Below are 18,500 nucleotides of genomic sequence, written 5' to 3' on the forward strand. Positions count from 1 at the left end.
GGGAGACGGCCGGCGCACCCGGGGCGCGTCAGGAGTCCGGCGTCTCGTCGGTCCACGAGGCCTTGATCGTGGCGGTCCAGTTGATCGGCGTGCCGGGCTTGGCCCAGGAGTACTCGCCGCGCGGCTCGACCGCGACGTACTGGTCGGTCAGCAGGGCCCCCGTGTCCGGGTCGATCAGGAGCTGACGCTCGAACCGGCCGGTGGGCCAGGTCTCGGTCCGCCCGACCCCGGTCGCCGTACGGCCGAGGGCGTCGGTCACCTGCCCGAGGTTGCGAACCCCGTCGATCCCGGCGAGCACCTTGTACGCGGCGGCCCGGGTCGCCGGCTTCACCGGCATGTCCTCGAGCAGCCCCGCGGTGACCTGGAACAGCCACGCGTCGGCGTCCATCGGCGTGTTCGCCTCGGTGCCGTGGCCCTGGTAGCCCTTGAGCAGATACCTCTTCAGGCCCTCCGCGGTCGTGGGCAGGGCGCGCAGCTCGGCCATGGAGGCGTTGTGCCCGGCCAGGTCGAACACCTTGCCGTTCACGTCGATTCGGTCCCTCGACGGCTTGCCCGAGCCGGCGTCGACGGTCACGCTCATCCGCTTGGTGCCGACCTGGATCTTCCAGTTCGTCGGCGAGCCGTCCTGCCGCCAGGCGTCCTCCTGTCCCTTGGCGGGCTTGGTGCCCAGGTTCTGCGACACCCAGTAGCTGGGCCGGTCGGGTGTGCTCGCGATCCAGAACTGGGCGCGGCCCAGGGTGTTCACCACGTACTTGACCTTGGTGCCCACCTGTTGGGCGACGCCCGAGGTCGACTCTCTGTGCCAGTAGGCCCCCTCGGCCACCGGCGTCTTGCGCGACGACTCGGCGGCGACCAGCAGAAGCTGCTTCGCCGACAGCCGGGCCACCTCCGGGGTGGCCGCGGCGCCGGGGGAGCCGAGGGCCGTGACACCCGTGCTCCCACCGCCGGCGCCGACGCCGACGCCCCCGCCGCCGGCGACGGACACGGTGACCGCCACGGCGGTGGCCGCCGCGGCCCCGGCCAGCCCGAGCCCCCAGACCGGCCGCCATGCCTTCCGGCTCTGAGTCCGCCGCGGCTGCGCCATCGCGTGGGCGAGCTCGCCGGCCCTGGTCGTCTCGTCCACCTGGGCGTCGTAGTACGCCGGGCGCGCGGCCCGCAACTCGTCCATCGGGTTCATGACCACTCCTTGTGCATACTTCGGACCCGGGGCCGGTTCACGATCGCCGGCGCCCCCTCCACGGCCTGGGCGAGCCGCTTGCGGGCTCGATGCAGGCGTACGCGGAAGGCGGCGGGCGAGCAGCCGACGACGCGGGCCGCGTCGCGGGGAGAGAGCCCCTGCCAGGCGACCAGGATGAGGATTTCCCGTTCGTCCTCGCTCAGGGTGGCCAGCGCCCGCACGACGGCGAACCGCTCGGCCACGCGCTCGGCGTGGTCTCCCTCGTTCCAGGTCTCAAGCTCCCTGGCCAGCGACTCCTGCTTGATCTCGGCGCGGATGTTGTCCCGCAAGACGTTGCGGGACACACCGAGCAACCACGGCAGGGCCGGCTCCGGCACGTCGTCGAACCGCCGCCAGGCGATCGCGAACGTCTCACTCACCACTTCGTCGGCGATCTGCCGACCGGCGCGGCTGACTACGTAGGCCCACACGCGCTGGCGGCACTCGTCGTACATGGCGGTGAACCGCTGAGAATCGTCCGTCACCACCTGCCCCCTTCGTCCCGGGTGTTGTTGCGACACGAGGAAGTGGTCAGGAAGGCCCGCGTGTTACAGATGACTTCTGATGATTTTTTGGGCGATGCCGTTTTCGCCGGTCAGGCGGCTACCAGTGTGCCTGCAGTCGGACAGTGAAACGCCGGGGGGAGCGGTTTCGCCCCACTCCCCCCGGCCCGCCTTCCTTGCCCTCCCTGCGTCCCCCGCCTCCCGGTCACACAGCCCAGGCGCGAGAGGAGACCTCACACCAGACGACCTTGCCGAGCCCGATACGGACCGCCCCCCACGACATGGACAGCAGGTCGACGAGGACAAGTCCGTGGCCGATTCGTCCCGGCCGCGAGGGGCGCAGGAAGGCGGGTTCGTCGTCGGCCACCTCGCAGCGCACCACGTCGCCGTGCTTCACGAGCGTGAGCACCGGCCGCCCCGCCGTGTGCCGCAGGGCGTTGCCGACGAGTTCGGTCACGACGAGTTCGACCACCTCTATCGGGCCACGCCACCCCCACTCGCCGAGCTGGGCGCGCACGTACCTCCGGGCCAGCGCGGCCGAGGCGAACTCCCGGCCGAGCGCCCAGGATGCCCGGCGCCCGAACGGCCGCAGCTCCCCGGGGACGTAGCCCCGGGCCCGTCTCACGGCTTCCCCGGCACACGCGGCCACCCCGCGCCAGAATGCGGCGGGCTCGGTCGTCCCGGTGGCGTGGATCCGAATCACGGCGGGCACCCCCTCTCAGCGTGCGGCCGGTCGATGCCGACTCCTCCACCATGCGGGGCCGAACCGGATAGAAACAGGCACCTACGAGACAACAACCCCACACATACGGTCACCGGCGGCGGCCCATCCCGCGCTCACCTGTCCCCCGGGGTGATCACCCGGACGCCCTCGAAGATGTCCAGGCCGATGGTGTCGTCCACCGTCGCCGCGGCGGGCGTCCGCTGTGCTCCGGCGGTGTACGGCGACGGGACCCCCTCGTCCTCCTCGCCGCGCTCGGTCCGTTCACCCCGCTCACCCCGCTCGGGCCGCTCGGGCTCAAGGGGTCCGATCCGGGCGCGGAGGTCGTCGAGCAACTCCTCCAGCAGGTCGGGGGAGCCGCCCAGGCCGGCCTTCAACCGGCCGCCGAAGTCGGCCACGAATGTCTGGAGCGACTCCAACCGGCGTTCCAGGGCGTCACGCTGCGCCCGGCCCGCCTCCCGCCGGAGCGCGTCGGCCCGCTCCGCCGCCTCCCGTTCCATCTCCTCCGCCTGGGCGCGGACCTGGGCCAGCACGGCCTCGGCCTCCTGGCACGCCATGTCGATCACCCGCTCGGCCGCCTCGTGGGCGATCTCCACGACCCGGCCGGCCTTCACGCTCGCGGGCGGTCGCGCCTGGCGGGAGAGCTGGACCACGGCCTTGAGCCGCCGGCGCAGATCGTCGTTGTCACGCAGCAGCGTGCTCAGGGTGATCTCCACGAGGCCGAGGAACGTGTCCACCTCCGCCAGGTCGTAGCCCTCGCGGAGCCGGACGACGGTGAAGACCTGGTTGCGCACGGCGGCCGGGCTCAGCACGCCCGTGCGGGCCTGGCCGCTGCCGACGTCCCCCAGCTCATCGAGCGCCTCCCTCCCGTGATGCCCGTGCCCGTGCCCGTGATGTCCCTGGTGCCCGTCACGTCCCTCGTCGCCCTCATGACCGTGGGCCTCGTACATGATCTGAACCTCCCCCATGGTTGTCGCTCGGTCGGCGCGGACGACTCCGCGCCTCAGGGCCGGCAGGCGGTCCTGGCCCACATCTGATAGGCGGGCGCCCGGTCCGTCACGACGCGGCTCACGCCGTAACTCGCGAGGCGGCGCCAGTCGGCGCGGTCGTTCGGCGTCCAGGCGTAGACCGCCACTCCCGCCGCGCGGTACGCCCGGACGCGGGCCGCGGTGAGCCGGTCGTACCGGACGCCGACGAAGTCGTATCCGCGGGCCACCCGCACAGACGGCGGTGAGGTCGCGAGCAGGCCCTTGTCCGCCGGGATCGCCCGCGCCGCGTGCAGCGCCGCGGGCGAGAACGACATGAGGCTCGCCCACCGGTACGCGCCGAGGCGCCGGTAGTCCGCCCGCAGCGACCGCAGGTCGCTCGCGTCCGGCACCTCCTTGAGCTCGACCAGCATGCGGGCCCCGGCGTCCCGGACCAGCCGCATGACGGTCGCCAGCGTGGGGGGCCGCTGACCGTCCGGTGTCCGTAGATCGCGGAACTTCCCGAGGGTCATGGCGGAGACCCGGCCGGTGCCCGTGGTCGTCCGGTCGACCGTCGAGTCGTGCATCAGGACGGGGTGGTGATCCTTCGTGAAGTGCACGTCGAGCTCCACCTGGCGCGCGCCTCCGGCGAGGACCTCGCGGAAGGCGCCGGAGGTGTTCTCCGTGTATCCCGCCCCGTCGCCCCGATGGGCCACGGCCGACGGCGCGGAGCACGTTCCTCGGGCCCGGTCGACGACCTGGCTCTCCGCCGGGCTCGCGGGCACGGCGACCGTCAGGGCCAGCATCGGGACCGCCGACGCGCGGGTGAGCCTCCTCACCGCGCCGCGCCGTGCCGTACGGGCGAGGACCTATCACCAGCGGTGCGTGTCATGTCGTCCCCCGTCTCGCCATCCGCCGCGTGTCGGCCGCATACAGCCACCGCTGGTAGTTCCTCGATTACCCTTCGTTTACACTCGCACCTCCGGAGAGGGGGACAATCTTTGCCGGACCGAGACCTGGGACCCGGGGACGTTGACAGGCCGCCTGGGGAACCTAAACTCCTACATATGAATAATCGTGCAAGTATTGTGGACATCGCTGGAGATTCCTGCGCCCTTCCGGACGTGGATCCAGGACGGGTGGAAAGCGTGAGAAACGCGCTGCCGGCGCAGGACGTGGTCGAGGACCTCGCGCAGATTTTCGGACTCCTGGCGGACCCCGGGCGACTGCGGCTGATCTCCGCCCTGCTCGAAGGCGGCGAGATGTGCGTGTGCGACCTCGCGGCGGCCACCGGGCACAGCATGTCGGCCGCGTCCCACGCCCTGCGGCTGCTGCGCGTTCACAATGTGGTGAAGGTCCGCAGATCCGGCCGCCAGGCGTACTACCGCCTCGCGGACTCACATGTACGGATGCTGTTCGACCTTGCGATCACCCACATCGGGCACGACGGGAGGGACCGGGGCGATGAGTGATCACGGCCACGGGCACGGGGCCGGGCACGGGCACGGGGTCGGCGCGGACACCGACCGGCGCCACCTGACCGCCGCGCTCGTCCTGATCTTGTGTTTCATGGCGGCCGAGGTCGTCGTGGGCGTGATCGCGCGGTCTCTCGCGCTGGTGTCCGACGCCGGTCACATGCTCACCGACGCGATCGCGATCGCCTTCGCGCTCATCGCCATGCGCATCGCCGCCCGGCCGCCGCAGGGCGGCTTCACCTACGGTCTCAAGCGCGCCGAGATCGTCTCCGCGCAGCTCAACGGCATCACGTTGCTGCTGCTCAGCGTCTTCTTCGTCTACGAGTCCGTCCGCCGCCTGATCACGCCGCCGGACGTCGAGGGCGCGTACGTCGTCGCGACCGGGCTCGCGGGCATCGTGGTCAACCTGGCCGCGACCTGGCTGCTCAGCCGGGCGAACCGGGCGAGCCTCAACGTCGAGGGGGCGTTCCAGCACATCCTGAACGACCTCTTCGCGTTCGTCGCCACCACGCTCGCCGGAGTCGTCGTCCTGCTCACGGGGTGGGCCAGGGCGGACGCCGTCGCCGCGCTGGTCGTCGCCGCGCTCATGCTCAAGGCGGGCTGGGGCCTCGTCCGGGAGTCCGGCCGGGTCTTCATGGAGGCCGCGCCCGCGGGGATGAACCCCGCCGAGATCGGCCACAAGACCGCCGGGCTGGAACACGTCGTCGAAGTGCACGACCTCCACATCTGGGAGGTCACCTCCGGCTACCCGGCCATGTCCGCGCACATCCTCGTCGCCCCCGGCGCCGACTGCCACGCCGTACGGGAGGCCGCCCAGCGACTGGTGCGCGACGAGTACGGTATCGAGCACACCACCCTCCAGGTCGACCACGCTCCCCCGGACCTCCTGGCGATCGGACGGCCCGCTCCGCACTGCGCCGACGCCCACGGCCCCGCCCACACCCCCGATCGGGTCGACGGCGAGCAGCCGGCCGCACCGGGCTCCTGCTCGGGGCGCCGCCGGATCCGTTTCTCCCGCCGTAGCTGACCCCGGTACGGTCCTGTGATCTGCGCTGTGCACACTCGCGTTCCGTACGAGTCGCACGAGGCGAAGGGACCGGACGTGGACGTCTGCCCGAAATGCTCCTCCGAGCACATCATGCGCGGCGTGGAGGTGCGCGACCGCGGGGAGCACAATCCGCAGCCACTGCAGGTGCACGTCACCGAGCCGGAGCCGCCCAAGCACGGCCTCATCTGGTTCCAGGGCGGCTCGTCCGGGACCGTACGGGCCTGGATCTGCGCGGCCTGCGGTTACACGGAGCTCTACACGGACAATCTGGCCGCTCTCTACGAGAGCTACCGCAAGTGGCCGCCGGGGGCCCGCGCGCAGTAGTGCGTCATCACGGCGGCTGACCCGCGAGAACGGGGCGTACTCCCCCGGTGGTAGGCGACGTGTCGCCGGACGGCGGACGACGACGGCGTGCGGTGTCGGACACGATCCCCCTGACCGCAACCACCGAAGGGAGTCCGCCGTGCGTAAGGTCTACGCCGTCATCGCGGGCGTTCTGCTGGCCGCCGCCGTGGCGCAGATGTACTTCGCCGCCGTCGGCGCGTTCGACAAGCCGCAGGACGACGGTTCGTTCGCCCTGCACAGCATGACCGGCATGCTGATCATCCCCGTACTGTCCCTGCTGGCCACGGCCGCCGCGGCGGCCGCCCGGGCCCCCGGCCCGCTGATCGGCCGCAGTCTCCTGCCCCTGGGTCTGGTGATCGTCCAGGTGCTGATCGTCGTCCTCGGGCGCGCGTTCGACGACGACTCGGGCAACTCCACCCCGCTGTCCCTCGCCATACTCGGCCTGCACGCGCTCAACGGCATGGCCGTCATCGGCGTCTCCGCTGCCGTCTTCCAGCGGGCCCGCAAGCTCGCGATGAGCGGCGACCCCGGCCGCGAGGACGGACCGGCGACGCAGGCCAGGCCGGACGGGCCTGCGGTGCCCGCCTCATGACGACCGACCGGCTCATGGTGCTCGACCTGCTCGTCGCGGTCGTGACCGCCGCGCTGTGGGCGGGCGCGGGGGTGACGGCCGCCGCCCGGCGCCCCCGGGCGGCGGCCGTCCTCTTCGCGGGAGCCGTGGCGGCGTCGCTCGCGCGCGCCTGGTCGGTGATCGCGCTAGCGGGCGCCGGATGGTGGTTCGTCCAGGAGAAGGTGACCTTCGCCCTGCCGCTGCTCCTGGTGGCGACCGTCGCCGCCGCCGCGGTGGCGGGCCCGCGACTGCTGTCCGCCGTACGGCGGGGGCGGCCCGGGGACGCCGGGGCGCCCGCCGTCGTCGTCCCGCTGCTGGCGGCCGCCTACGCGGGCGCGGCCGGCCCGATCCAGACCTTCCTCCTCGGCTACCCGGCCACCGTGAGCAGGTCGCTGATCCTCCTGGCCGTCGTCGCCGCCGCCGTCCTGGTCACCTGGCGCGCGGTCGCCGCCCGCGTGCCGCGACCGCGGACACTCACCGGCGCGACCACAGGGGTCGCCCTGCTGGGCGTGGTGCTGGCGGTCGTCCCCTCCGGGAGCCTGCCGGACCAGGGCCGGCCGGGCGACGTGGCCGCCGCGCATCAGATGAGCGGCATGGACATGACCGGCGGCCCGGCCCGCCCGGTCACCGGCTTCCGCGGCCCCACGACTCCCGCTCCCGGAGGCCGGGTGCGGGACTTCACCCTCACCGCCCGCACCGCCACCGTGACCCTCTCGTCGGGCAGACGGATCAGCGCCTGGACCTTCGACGGCCGGGTCCCCGGGCCCCCGCTCACCGCCGTCCAGGGCGATCTGATCGAGGTGCGGCTCCGCAACGCCGACATCGCGCAGGGCGTCACGCTGCACTGGCACGGGTACGACGTGCCGTCGGGCGAGGACGGGGTGCCCGGCCTGACCCAGGACGCGGTCATGCCGGGCCAGGAGTTCGTCTACCGCTTCCGGGCCGACCAGGCCGGGACCTTCTGGTATCACACCCACGAGGTCTCGAATCTCGGCGTCCGCATGGGTCTGTACGGGACGCTGGTGGTCGCGCCGCGCGCGGCGCCCGCCTCCGGCGTCGACCTCACCCTGCCCGTGCACACGTTCGCCGGCTCGACCGTCGTCGGCGACGCCGATCGACCCTTATTCCACCAGGTCGCTCCGGGAACGACCGTGCGGCTGCGGCTCATCAACACCGACAACACCCCGCACCGGTTCACGCTCGCGGGCACGCCGTACCGGCTGGTGGCCGTGGACGGCGCGGACCTGAACGGCCCGGGCGAGCTGTCGCGGACGGGGCTGCGGCTCCCGGCGGGCGGCCGGTACGACCTCGCCTTCACGACGCCCCCAGGGCAGCCGGGGCAGCCGGTCGTGCTCCGGGTGGACGACCGCACGGTCGCACTGCGGCTCGGCGAGCGGGACGCGCCGGACGACGGCACGGTCACCACGGACACCACGGCCTGGCCCGAACTCGACATCACCCGCTACGGCACGCCCGCGCCCACTCCCTTCTCCTCTGGCAGCCGCTTCGACCGGCGCTTCACCCTGGTGCTCGACCGAGGGGTCTCGCTGGCCGGCGGGCGGCTCCTCTACGCCTACACGGTCAACGGCGGCGCCTTCCCCGACATCCCCCCGCTGAGCGTCGCCGACGGCGACCTGGTCCGGTTCACCGTGGTCAACCGGGGCAACGAGACGCACCCCTGGCACCTGCACGGTCACCGCGTGCTCGTGCTCAGCCGGAACGGCCGGGCTCCCACTGGCGCCCCGCTGTGGCTCGACACCTTCGACGTACGGCCGGGCGAGGTGTGGGAGGTCGCGTTCCGCGCGGACAACCCCGGGCTGTGGATGAACCACTGCCACAACCTCAGCCACGCGGATCAGGGAATGGTGCTCCACCTGGAGTACGAAGGGGTGACCACGCCTTTCCACGGCGCCCACGGCGGCTGACCGGAGGGTAAAGAAATCCGCCGCGCCGCCGTGGAGAGTGTAAACGGAGAGTAATCGGTTAAGAACTTTCGGTGAATGCATCACCTGCCCGGTCCCCCGACCGGCCGACGGCGATGCGGACCGGAAGGAGACAACGTGACAGTCGCGGAGCGGCTCACCCCCCTGATCAGCGCCGGTGCCGCAGCGGGATGGCTCGTCCTCGCCGTCCCGCCGGCTCTGGCGGACGCCCCCGCCGCACCTCCCGCGCGGGCGGCCACTCTCGTCAGACCGGAGCCGGGCCCCGAGGGGCCCGCCCTCGCGTGCAGCTATCGCGTCCGCGGCATATCGCCGTGGAGTCATCTCAACGTCCGGGAAGGACCGGGCCGCATCCACGACGTGGTCGGCGCCCTGCGCCTGTCCGACGGCCGGTTCGCGGGGGCCTGCACGCCCTCCGCGGGATGGGTGACGGTCAGATACTCCGGCGGCAGGCTCGGCTGGGTCGCGACCCGCTACCTGCGCAAGCTGGATCTGGTGCCCCCGTCCGCCATCGTCCGGCCCAGCCTGTCCTGCACGTACCGGGTGGTGAACGTCCGCAGGGGCAGCTACCTCAACGTCCGGAGAGGGCCGGGCCTGCGCTATCGCCCCGTCGGCTCCCTCACCGCGACGGACGGCCGCTTCGCCGGCGGCTGCGGCCGGCTCCACGGATGGGTGGCCGTGGAGACGTCGTCCGGGAAGCCGGGCTGGGCGTCCGGCCACTACCTCCACAGGATCGACCCCGACTGATCCGGCCGGAGGACCCGACCTCCCCCATCCTCCCCCCAGCCTCCCCCCGACGGAGCCCCGCTCCCGGCGCCCACCGCCGGGAGCGGGGTCTGCCGCGCCGCGAGTTCTCCCACTGTTCGCCTGCGCCTGACGCCCGTTCACCCCGCCGCCCGCGTAGGGATGTTCCAGAAGGGGTAGCGGCGTGCGCGACCACGCGGCCGGCGAACGGGGAGATCGTGAGCGTCATCCATCATCCGGCCGAACGGCGCGGATCCCGATGGCGGGGGCAGCCGGATCACGCGTGGCGCGGGCGGCCGGTCCGCGCCGTCGCGGCTCTCGGCGTCCCTCCACTCGTCGCCCTGCTGGCCGGCGTGTGGGGCCTCGACCGCGGCTCGATGTGGCAGGACGAGGCCACCACCTATGCCGTGGCCGGTCGCTCACTGCCGGAGCTGTGGCGCACCCTCGGCCACGTCGACGCCGTTCACGGGTGCTACTACCTGCTCGTCCACGCCCTGCTGTCGGTCACCGGAGGGTTGCCTCCCGAGGTGGTGCTGCGCCTGCCGTCCCTGCTGGCGACGGCCGGGGCCGCCGCGGGAGTCGCGGCCATCGGACGGCGGCTCGCGTCGCCCCTCGCCGGGCTCATGGCCGGGCTGTTCTACGCCACCGCGCCGGTCGTCGGCTACTACGCCCAGGAGGCCCGGTCGTACGCGCTGGTCGCCGCCGGTGTCGTCCTGGCCTCTCTGCTGTTCGTCCGGGCGCTGGCGCGGCCCCGCCGGACGGGCGGATGGGCCTGGTACGCGGGGGCGGTCGCCGTGGCGTGCCTGCTCAACCTCTTCGCCGCCCTCGCCCTCGCCGCCCACGCGGTGACGCTCGTCTGGGCCCGGGCGGAGCGAGCCGCCTGGATCCGCTGGGCCGCGGCCTGCCTGTGCGCGCTGCTCGCGGTCGCTCCGGTGGCGGGGGCCGGCTTCACGCAGCGTGGGCAGGTGGCGTGGCTGGAGCCGCCCGGCTGGACCACCGTCTCCGACCTCGTCGCCCGCTTCGCCGGCACCGGCGTCCCGCTCGCGCTCACCGCCGTCCTCGTCGTGGTCGCGGTGGTCGCCGCGCTGATGGTCCGCTCAGGGCGATCAGAACGGCTGGAGCGCCACGCCGGCCTGCTCGCGCTGGCCCTGCCGCTCGCCGTCGTGCCGCCCGCCCTGCTGCTCGCCGTCTCGGCCTGGATCCAGCCCTTCTACCAGGACCGATACGTGCTCTACGCGGTCGCGGGGCTGGCACTGGCCGTCGGCGGAGGCATCGCGGCGGCCGTCCGGCCGCTGCGGTGGGGCGTCCTGCGGCTGGGCGTGGCCGGTGCGCTCGCGGCGCTGCTGACGGTGCCCGCCCTGCCCGTCCACGAGCGGGCGCGCGAGGTGGCGAGCCGTCCCGACGACCCGGCGGCCGTGGCGCGGATCATCGCCGCGGGCGCCCGTCCCGGCGACGCGGTGCTGTTCCTGCCGTCGGTGCGCCGCCTGGTGGCGGAGGCCTATCCGGCCGCGTTCCGGAACGTCCGCGACGTCGCGCTGCGGCGATCCGGCGCCGAGTCCGGCACGCTCGCGGGCCGGGAGCTGGGTGCCGAGCAGCTCCCGGGGTCCGTGGGCGACGCGCCCCGGGTCTGGGTGATCAGCCGTTCCCATCCCCGCGACGCCGACCTCGCCTCCCCGCAGGACACGGCCAAACGGCTGCTCCTGAAGGAGCGGTACAACCGCCGCATGTTCACCCGTGTGCTGGGCTACTCCGTACGGCTCTATGTGCGCAAGGGACTCACCCCTTCAGCGAGCCCGCGGTCAGGCCCCCGATGAGCTGGCGCTCCGCCACGGCGTAGAAGGCCAGCGCGGGCACCATCGCCATGACGATGTACGCGAGGATGCGCGCCGTGTCAGACGCGAACTGCCCCTGGAACTGCTGGACGCCCAGCGGGATGGTCCACATGCTGTCCTCGTTGAAGACCACGAGCGGCAGCAGGAAGTTGTTCCAGCTGGTCACGATGGCGAGGACAGACACGGTGGCGATCGCGGGCCGGGCCATCGGCAGCAGGACGCGCCAGAAGAAGCCGAAAGCGGTGCACCCGTCGAGCGTGGCGGCCTCCTCGATCTCCCCCGGGATGGCCCGGAAGAAGCCGCGCAGGATGATGATCGTCATCGGCAGCCCGAAGGCGGCCTGCGGGAGGATCACTCCCAGCGGGTTGCCCAGCAGCCCGAAGATCCGCAGCAGCACGAACAGCGGCAGGATCGCCACGGTGAACGGGAACATCAGGCCGGCCGCGAACAGCGTGAACAGCGCTTCGCGGCCCCTGAACGCGAAGCGCGCGAACACGAAGGCCGCCATGGCCGACACGCCGACGACGATCGCCGCTGTGGCGATCGCGATGAAGGTGCTGTTCCACAGCTGCCGCCAGAACGACCCCGAGCCCAGCACGTCGGTGTAGTTCTCCGGGACCCACGGGGACGGCAGGCCGAACGGGTTGGTCGACAGCTGCGACGTGGTCTTGAAGCCGCCGACCACCCCGTAGATCAGCGGGATCGCCACGAACGCGCCGACCACCACGGCGATCAGCTGCAGGATCAGGTGGTTCCTTCCGCGTCGGCCCTGGGAGGGCACCGCGGCCCGGCGGCTCATCTCTGGTCTCGCAGCACGGTGGTCGCTCCTTGGAGGTCGCGGCGCAGGACGAATCTCTGGTAGCCGAGCGCGAAGACGAGGCTGATGAGGAACATCACCACGCTGATCGCGCTGGCGTAGCCGACCTGGAAACGCTTGAAGCCGAACTGGACCATGGTCACGGCCATCGTCTCGGACGAATGGGTCGGACCGCCGTCCGTGATGATCCAGACCAGGTCGAACAGCTGGATCGCCCCGATGACGGACAGGAACACGCTGATCCGGATCGTGGGCCCGAGCAGCGGCAGCGTGACATGGCGGAACACCTTCCACCCGGTGGCGCCGTCGATCTGGGCCGCCTCGATCAGCTCGTTGGGGATGCCCTGGCGTCCCGCGATGTAGAGGATCATGTGGAAGCCGAAGTACTTCCAGAGCATGACCAGGAACAGCGAGAGCAGCACGGTCGACTGGTCGGCGAACCAGTCGAGCCCGCCGAGCCCCACGACCTGGAGGATCTGGTTGGCCAGCCCGGACTCCGGTTCGAGGATCATCATGAACAGCACGCCCGTGATGGCCTCGGACAGGACGTACGGCGCGAAGAACAGCAGCCGGTAAAACGCGCGCCCGCGCAGCTTCTGGTTGAGCAGCAGCGCGAGGCCGAGCGCGATGGGGAGCTGTACGACGAGCGACAAGGCGATCAGGACGGCGCCGTGCCACAGGTCGCCCTGGAACACCGGGTCGCCGAAGAGGCGCTCGAAGTTGCCCAAGCCCAGGAACTCGGTGGGCAGCCCCCCGAGGCCGTTCCACTTGAAGAAGCTGGTGTACATGGCGACCGCGATCGGGGCCACCACCAGCAGCAGGAACAGGACGAGGGCGGGGAGAAGGAACAGCAGAATGGTGGTGAACCCCCGGAGCGCGCGGCTCCGGGGATTCCTGCGACCCGAATTCACGCGGCACTTACTCCGACTTCGCCGTCTCCGTGATGGCCTGGGTCACCTGGTCGGGCGTCTTGGTCCCGGCGATGAGTTCGGCCACGCTGTCGTTGACCTCCTGCCCGACCGCCGGCGGGTACGCCTGGTCGAGGTAGAGCTGGAAGCCGGTCGCGGACGCGAGGTTCTTCGCCACCACCGACAGGTTGGGGTCGGTCGCCGCGTCCTCCTCGCCCTTCAGCACCGGCAGCACTCCGCCCGATCCCACGGCCTTGCGGTGCTCGGCGTCGCTGGTGAGGAACTTCAGGAACTCGACGGCCTCCGGCGGCGCGTCGGCGCCGAGCGCGAATCCGCCGCCACCGCCGAACGCCTCGGTGACCGTGCCCTTGCCGCCTTCCACCGCGGGGAAGGGGAAGAAGCCGAGGTCGTCGCCGATGCCCTTGCCCGACGACTTCTCGACCGCCGGAGCCCACTGGCCCATGAGTTCCATCGCGGCCTTGCCGTTGCCCATGGTCGCGGCCTGGCCGCCCGGCTTGTCGTAGTCGGCGCCGAGGAAGCCGCGCTGGAACGGCTGGAGGTCGGCGAGCTCCTTGACCTTCTGCCCCGCCGCCACGAAATCGGGCGTGTTGAAGTTCTTGTCGGTTCCTGCCTTCTGCAGAGCGGGCAGGCCGCCGATCCGCATCGCGAGGTACGCCCAGTAATAGTGGCCGGGCCACTTGGCCTTGCCGGCGAGGGCGATGGGGGTGATGCCCGCGGCCTTGAGCTTCTTCACGTCGTCGAGCAGCTGCGTCCAGGTGCCCGGCGGCTCCTCGATGCCGGCCTTCTTGAACAGCGCCTTGTTGTACCAGAAGCCGACCATTCCGATGTCGTACGGCACCGCGTAGGTCTTGCCGTCGAACTGGTAAGCGGCGAGCGAGGCGTCGGTGAACGTGCTCAGCCACGGCGCGGCCTCGGAGGAAATGTCCTTTACCAGCCCGGCGTCGACCTGCTGCTTGAGAACACCGCCACCCCAGGTGTGGAAGATTTGCGGCGCCTTACCTGACTGGGTGAGCGTGGTCAGCTTGGACTTGTAGGCGTCGTTCTCCGTCGCCACGTTCTTAATCGTGATATTCGGATGAAGAGCCTCGAAGTCCTTCACCGCGGTGGCGTAAACCGTCTTCAAGGGCTCGGTCGTCCCGATGTTCCACCACTCCACGGTGACTTTGCCGGCGGCCGAGCTTCCGCCTCCGCCGCCTTCACTTCCCGTGGAACTGCAACCCCCGAGGATCAATGCGGACACCGCCAGAAGCGCCGCACTTCGCCGACACACCGTCACGGTCGTTCCCTCCTCGATTTAGAAACTTTCGACATAGGGCCGATAGTTTCTGCGACGCCGCCGACGCTACCTGTGGGAGTTGGCTCAGATCAACGGCTGTTGTGTAGCTGTTACTCGCCAGCGTTCCGGGGCATGCTTCACCAGCGGTTCACGCAATTCAGGAATGCGGAAATCTGAAAGTTTCAGACCGAAAGGGCGGAGGCCGCCGAAATCCCTGGCGAGAATGATCAAGCGGGAGCAGGGAAACGGCCGCGCTCATCGGCGATGGGCATGCCGATGAGCGCGGCCGCGGGTTCCGGCGCGGGCGTCGCCGAGGGGTCAGGCCACGGCGTTGGGGCGCCGGCCGTACGCGTGCTGCACGAGAGTGATCAGCACTTCCTTGCCCGAGTCCCGGCGGCGCGCGTCGCACAGCAGGACCGGGACTTCGGGGCCGAGGTTCAGGGCGAGCTTCACCTCGTCGAGCTCGAACCGGGGCGCGCCGTCGAAGCAGTTGACGGCCACGATGAACGGCGTCCCGCGCCGCTCGAAGTAGTCGACGGACGGGAAGCAGTCGGCGAGCCTGCGGGTGTCGGCCAGCACGACCGCCCCGAGCGCTCCCCTCGCCAGCTCATCCCAGACGAACCAGAACCTCTCCTGGCCCGGGGTTCCGAAGAGGTACAGCATGAAGTCGTCGCCGATGCTGATGCGGCCGAAGTCCATGGCGACCGTCGTGGTCGACTTGGCCTCGACTCCGGACAGATCGTCGACGCCCACGCTGCGGTTGGTCAGCGTCTCCTCGGTGCGCAGCGGCCGGATCTCGGAGACCGATCCCACCATCGTCGTCTTGCCGACACCGAAGCCGCCGGCGATCAGAAGTTTGATCGCCGTGGGCATCTTGGGGTGGTCAGAGCGCCCTGAGACCATCGAGCACCGCCTTGTACATCCGTTCGTCGAGCACGTCCATCTCCGGCTGCGGTTGCTGCACGGCGACGAATCCACGGTCGAACAGGTCGTTGAGAAGCACCCGCACGATGCCGGCGGGCAGATCCATGTGGGCCGCGATCTCGGCCACCGACAGCGGCCTGCGGCACAGCCGCACGATCGCGACGTGCTCGGGATCGAGGCCGATCTCGTTCCCGGTCGCGGGCCTGATGGTCACCGCGAGCGAGATCAGGTCGAACCGGTCCGGGGCGTCGGTGCGCCCCCTGGCGATGACGTACGGGCGGACGGTGGGCGCGTCGAGGAGCCGCTCCTCGTCCGGGTTCCACTCGTTGCTCATCGATGCTCGCTTCCGGAGGTCCGGGCGGGAGAGGTCAGGTACTGTCCCACGCGGGCGACGAGCATGGCCATCTCGTACGCCACGAGGCCGACGTCGGCGTCTCCGCTGCACAGGACGGCCAGGCAGGCCCCCTGGCCGGCGACCGTGACGAGCAGGTACGCCGACTTCATCTCGACGATGGTCTGCCGTACGGCGCCGCCCTTGAAGCGCTCACCCACACCGCGGGCCAGGCTCTGCAGGCCGGAGGCCACGGCGGACAGGTGCTCGGCGTCCTCCTGCCGCAGCCCGCGCGAGGACGCGAGCAGCAGCCCGTCCGTGGACAGGACGATGCCGTGGTCGGCCTCGCGCACGCGCTCGACCAGGTCGTCCAGCAACCACGCGAGATCCGCGGACGCGCCCGTCTTCTGCGTCACTGGTCGTCGCTCCCTTCGTTCTGCAGCCTCGCCGCCTCAGACCTGCCTTTCCTTGTGCCCGACTGGAACGACCCCATGATCTTGCGGATGTCCTCGGGGCTGCGGTCGTCCTCGTCGTCCTCGTCGAGGTCGGCCGTGTTGTCCGCCAGCGCGGGCGCCAGGTTGGCCTGGGGCACCCGGAACGGCAGGCCCGACGGGGTGAACGACGCCGGAGGCGCTGGCCTCGGCGGTTCTGGCACGACGGGCACGGGAACCACCTCCTGGGCGGGTTCTGGGTCGGCGTCGGGTGCGCCGACAAGTGCGATCTTCCGTGGCCCCCGCTCCTGCTCGGGGAACGGCCCGGTCCCCTGGGACAGGTCGTCCCCGTCCTCGATGACCAGGTCGATGGGCAGCAGGACGACGGCCGTCGTGCCGCCGTACGGGGACGCCTTCAGGGACACCTTGATGCCGTGCCGCTCGGCCAGCCGGCTGACCACGTACAGACCGAGCCGCGCGGTGCTGGACAGGTTGAAGTCCGGGGGGTTGGCGATCCGCTCGTTGGCCGCGTCGACGTCCTCCGGGCTCATGCCGAGACCGCGGTCCTCGATTTCGAGGGCGTAGCCGCTGGCCACGACCTGGCCGCCCACCTGCACGGTCGTGTACGGCGGGGAGAAGGAGACGGCGTTCTCGATCAGCTCGGCCAGCAGGTGGATGACGTCGCCGACCGCCCGGCCGGTGAGGCCCGTCTGCCCCATCGGCATGACCGTCACCCGGGTGTAGTCCTCGACCTCCGCGAGGGCGCCGCGCACGACGTCCACCATCGGCACCGAACGGCGCCACGCGCGGGCCGGGGACGCGCCCGACAGAACGATGAGGTTCTCGGCGTTGCGGCGCATGCGGGTGGCGAGGTGGTCGATGCGGAACAGGTCCTTGAGTTCCTCGGCGTCCGACTCGCGCCGCTCCATGACGTCGAGGAGCGTGAGCTGGCGGTGCACCAGCGACTGCGTGCGCCGGGCCAGGCTGAGCAGGATGTCGCGGATGCTCTGCCGGAGCTGCGCCTCCTCGACGGCGGTGCGGATCGCGGTCTCCTGCACGGTGTTGAAGGCGGAGCCCACCTGGCCGATCAGGTCGGTGCCGAACTCCAGCGGCGGCGCCTCCACCCGCACGTCGACCTTCTCGCCCTGCGCGAGGCGGGCCACCACGCCGGGCAGCCGCTCGTTCGCCAGTTCCAGGGCCGCCGCGCGCAGCTTCTCCAGCTGCGCCACGAGCGCCCGGGCGGTCGTGATCGACAGGACGATCGACGCCACGACGGCGAGGAGGCCGAGACCGCCCGCGAGCACGAGGCGGACCACGATGCCCGCGCCCACGTCCCCGGCGCGCTGGATGAGGGCGTCGCCGGAGACCTGCAGGGTGCGGGCCCGGTCGGTCAGCACACCCTGCGCCACCTGCCGCCACTGTTCGGCCGTCACCGGTGGCGTACGCCGGGGCACCGCGTTCTGCGTCAGCATGTCTTCCATCTGGCGCAGCCGCTGGAACTTGGGCGTGGCCGCCAGGCTGCGGTACGCCTCCTGGTCGACGGTCGGCAGCTCCGCGACCGACTTGTCGGTGAACCACCGCTGGACGCCGACCAGCTGCGTGAACCGCGCCAGCTCGGCCGGGGCGAACTGTCCCGCGGCCAGGGCGCCCTGCGCGAGCGCGTCCTCCTGGGCGAGCTGCTCCCGCGCCCGGTTCATCGCGACGTTGCTCTGGGCGTCCCTGGCCACCTGCTCGTCGTCCAAGGACGTGAGCGAGTCGTACATCCGGTAGATCGAGTCGATGATCTGGGTGATCGCGTCACCCGTCTGCACCCGGTCCAGGGTGGTCGTGTCGATCGCCTTGCGTGCCTGCGTGAGCCCCTGGAGTTGCTGGAGCGCCTGGTTCAGCCGGGCCTTGAAGGCGGGGCTGGCCGCCAGGTCGACGTTCTTGCCGCCGGCGAGCCGCTCGAAGTCGGCGAGCACCGAGTCGGTGCGGGCGCGCTGCCGCTCCAGCTCCTGCCGGGCCCGCGGGCTCGGCGCGGCGACGCGGAGGACGGACAGGCGGCGCTCCTCCTGCAACTCCGTCAGCAGCGGCTGGCTGGGCTGGATCACGCCGGTGTTGAGGGTGGCGGTCCAGACAAGGGTGACGCCCTCCCGGAGAGTGACCCAGGCCGCGAACGCCCACAGCGCGGTGAGAGACACCAGCAGAGCCGCGACCTTGGTCCGTATTCGGGAATTGCGGAAACGCATCGACACCCACCCACCGCAAAATCAGGAAACCCCCGGCGGTAGACAGGCATAAACCCTGACAAACCCCGAGGGGCATAGCATTTCTATGCAGAGGCCGCGGAACACTCTAGCAACGGCGCAATTGTTTACTCAAGGTAACCGAAGTCAGTCACAGAGCAATATGGG

The 18,500-nt window shown here is 71.3% G+C and carries 19 protein-coding genes; 7 read left to right on the top strand and 12 right to left on the bottom strand.

Features of this window, described 5'->3' with window-relative positions:
- Positions 1 to 28 precede the first annotated feature (28 nt).
- The 5 genes from JOL79_RS17100 to JOL79_RS17120 form a co-directional block, all read right to left on the bottom strand.
- Complete coding sequence (locus JOL79_RS17100; RefSeq protein ID WP_210156814.1) at positions 29 to 1,177, bottom strand: CU044_5270 family protein; 1,149 nt, start codon at positions 1,175 to 1,177, stop codon at positions 29 to 31.
- Entirely contained in the window at positions 1,174 to 1,701 is a 528-nt protein-coding gene (locus JOL79_RS17105) for an RNA polymerase sigma factor (RefSeq protein ID WP_307848570.1), read from the bottom strand. Before JOL79_RS17105 ends, JOL79_RS17100 begins: the two co-directional genes overlap by 4 nt.
- 223 nt (positions 1,702 to 1,924) lie before the next feature.
- A complete protein-coding gene (locus JOL79_RS17110) occupies positions 1,925 to 2,422 on the bottom strand; it encodes an ATP-binding protein (protein WP_210156815.1) in 498 nt (165 codons plus the stop codon).
- A gap of 134 nt (positions 2,423 to 2,556) precedes the next feature.
- Positions 2,557 to 3,390 carry a DivIVA domain-containing protein gene (locus JOL79_RS17115; RefSeq protein WP_210156816.1) on the bottom strand — a complete coding sequence of 278 codons (834 nt, stop codon included), beginning with the start codon at positions 3,388 to 3,390 and terminating at the stop codon, positions 2,557 to 2,559.
- Between the two features lie 53 nt (positions 3,391 to 3,443).
- A complete protein-coding gene (locus tag JOL79_RS17120; protein WP_210156817.1) occupies positions 3,444 to 4,244 on the bottom strand; it encodes a glycerophosphodiester phosphodiesterase in 801 nt (266 codons plus the stop codon).
- Between the two features lie 309 nt (positions 4,245 to 4,553).
- On the opposite strand from JOL79_RS17120, the gene JOL79_RS17125 reads away from it, so the two are divergent.
- From JOL79_RS17125 to JOL79_RS17155, 7 genes are all read left to right on the top strand, one after another.
- Positions 4,554 to 4,877 carry an ArsR/SmtB family transcription factor gene (locus tag JOL79_RS17125; RefSeq protein WP_307848571.1) on the top strand — a complete coding sequence of 108 codons (324 nt, stop codon included), beginning with the start codon at positions 4,554 to 4,556 and terminating at the stop codon, positions 4,875 to 4,877.
- Complete coding sequence (locus JOL79_RS17130) at positions 4,870 to 5,907, top strand: cation diffusion facilitator family transporter (RefSeq protein ID WP_210156819.1); 1,038 nt, start codon at positions 4,870 to 4,872, stop codon at positions 5,905 to 5,907. The genes JOL79_RS17125 and JOL79_RS17130 overlap by 8 nt, the downstream gene beginning before the upstream one ends.
- A 27-nt stretch (positions 5,908 to 5,934) precedes the next feature.
- Positions 5,935 to 6,252: a hypothetical protein gene (locus JOL79_RS17135; RefSeq protein ID WP_210156820.1), complete on the top strand. Its 318-nt coding sequence runs from the start codon at positions 5,935 to 5,937 to the stop codon at positions 6,250 to 6,252.
- 139 nt (positions 6,253 to 6,391) lie between these two features.
- Positions 6,392 to 6,865 carry a DUF6220 domain-containing protein gene (locus JOL79_RS17140; RefSeq protein WP_210156821.1) on the top strand — a complete coding sequence of 158 codons (474 nt, stop codon included), beginning with the start codon at positions 6,392 to 6,394 and terminating at the stop codon, positions 6,863 to 6,865.
- Entirely contained in the window at positions 6,862 to 8,808 is a 1,947-nt protein-coding gene (locus JOL79_RS17145; RefSeq protein ID WP_210156822.1) for a multicopper oxidase family protein, read from the top strand. The genes JOL79_RS17140 and JOL79_RS17145 overlap by 4 nt, the downstream gene beginning before the upstream one ends.
- Before the next feature lie 135 nt (positions 8,809 to 8,943).
- Positions 8,944 to 9,570 carry an SH3 domain-containing protein gene (locus JOL79_RS17150; RefSeq protein WP_210156823.1) on the top strand — a complete coding sequence of 209 codons (627 nt, stop codon included), beginning with the start codon at positions 8,944 to 8,946 and terminating at the stop codon, positions 9,568 to 9,570.
- Positions 9,571 to 9,785: 215 nt separating this feature from the next.
- Entirely contained in the window at positions 9,786 to 11,381 is a 1,596-nt protein-coding gene (locus JOL79_RS17155) for a glycosyltransferase family 39 protein (RefSeq protein WP_210156824.1), read from the top strand.
- Here the strand turns inward: JOL79_RS17155 and JOL79_RS17160 are convergent.
- The 7 genes from JOL79_RS17160 to JOL79_RS17190 all read right to left on the bottom strand — a co-directional run bounded on the left by JOL79_RS17160 (position 11,344) and on the right by JOL79_RS17190 (position 18,335).
- Positions 11,344 to 12,198, bottom strand: coding sequence for a carbohydrate ABC transporter permease (locus tag JOL79_RS17160; RefSeq protein ID WP_210156825.1), 855 nt, complete (start codon positions 12,196 to 12,198; stop codon positions 11,344 to 11,346). The genes JOL79_RS17155 and JOL79_RS17160 overlap by 38 nt on opposite strands.
- Positions 12,195 to 13,127 (bottom strand): carbohydrate ABC transporter permease, encoded by a 933-nt coding sequence (locus JOL79_RS17165; RefSeq protein ID WP_307848572.1) that lies wholly within the window; start codon positions 13,125 to 13,127, stop codon positions 12,195 to 12,197. The genes JOL79_RS17160 and JOL79_RS17165 overlap by 4 nt, the downstream gene beginning before the upstream one ends.
- 7 nt (positions 13,128 to 13,134) lie before the next feature.
- Complete coding sequence (locus JOL79_RS17170; protein WP_307848573.1) at positions 13,135 to 14,421, bottom strand: extracellular solute-binding protein; 1,287 nt, start codon at positions 14,419 to 14,421, stop codon at positions 13,135 to 13,137.
- Between the two features lie 318 nt (positions 14,422 to 14,739).
- Complete coding sequence (locus JOL79_RS17175; RefSeq protein ID WP_210156826.1) at positions 14,740 to 15,324, bottom strand: GTP-binding protein; 585 nt, start codon at positions 15,322 to 15,324, stop codon at positions 14,740 to 14,742.
- Positions 15,305 to 15,679, bottom strand: coding sequence for a DUF742 domain-containing protein (locus JOL79_RS17180; RefSeq protein WP_210156827.1), 375 nt, complete (start codon positions 15,677 to 15,679; stop codon positions 15,305 to 15,307). Before JOL79_RS17180 ends, JOL79_RS17175 begins: the two co-directional genes overlap by 20 nt.
- Positions 15,676 to 16,092 carry a roadblock/LC7 domain-containing protein gene (locus JOL79_RS17185; RefSeq protein ID WP_210156828.1) on the bottom strand — a complete coding sequence of 139 codons (417 nt, stop codon included), beginning with the start codon at positions 16,090 to 16,092 and terminating at the stop codon, positions 15,676 to 15,678. The genes JOL79_RS17180 and JOL79_RS17185 overlap by 4 nt, the downstream gene beginning before the upstream one ends.
- The gene (locus JOL79_RS17190; RefSeq protein ID WP_210156829.1) at positions 16,089 to 18,335 is read right to left on the bottom strand and encodes a sensor histidine kinase; all 2,247 of its coding nucleotides are present in this window, start codon (positions 18,333 to 18,335) and stop codon (positions 16,089 to 16,091) included. Before JOL79_RS17190 ends, JOL79_RS17185 begins: the two co-directional genes overlap by 4 nt.
- Positions 18,336 to 18,500: the final 165 nt, after the last annotated feature.

The organism is Microbispora oryzae, from assembly GCF_017896165.1.
GTDB lineage: Bacteria > Actinomycetota > Actinomycetes > Streptosporangiales > Streptosporangiaceae > Microbispora > Microbispora oryzae.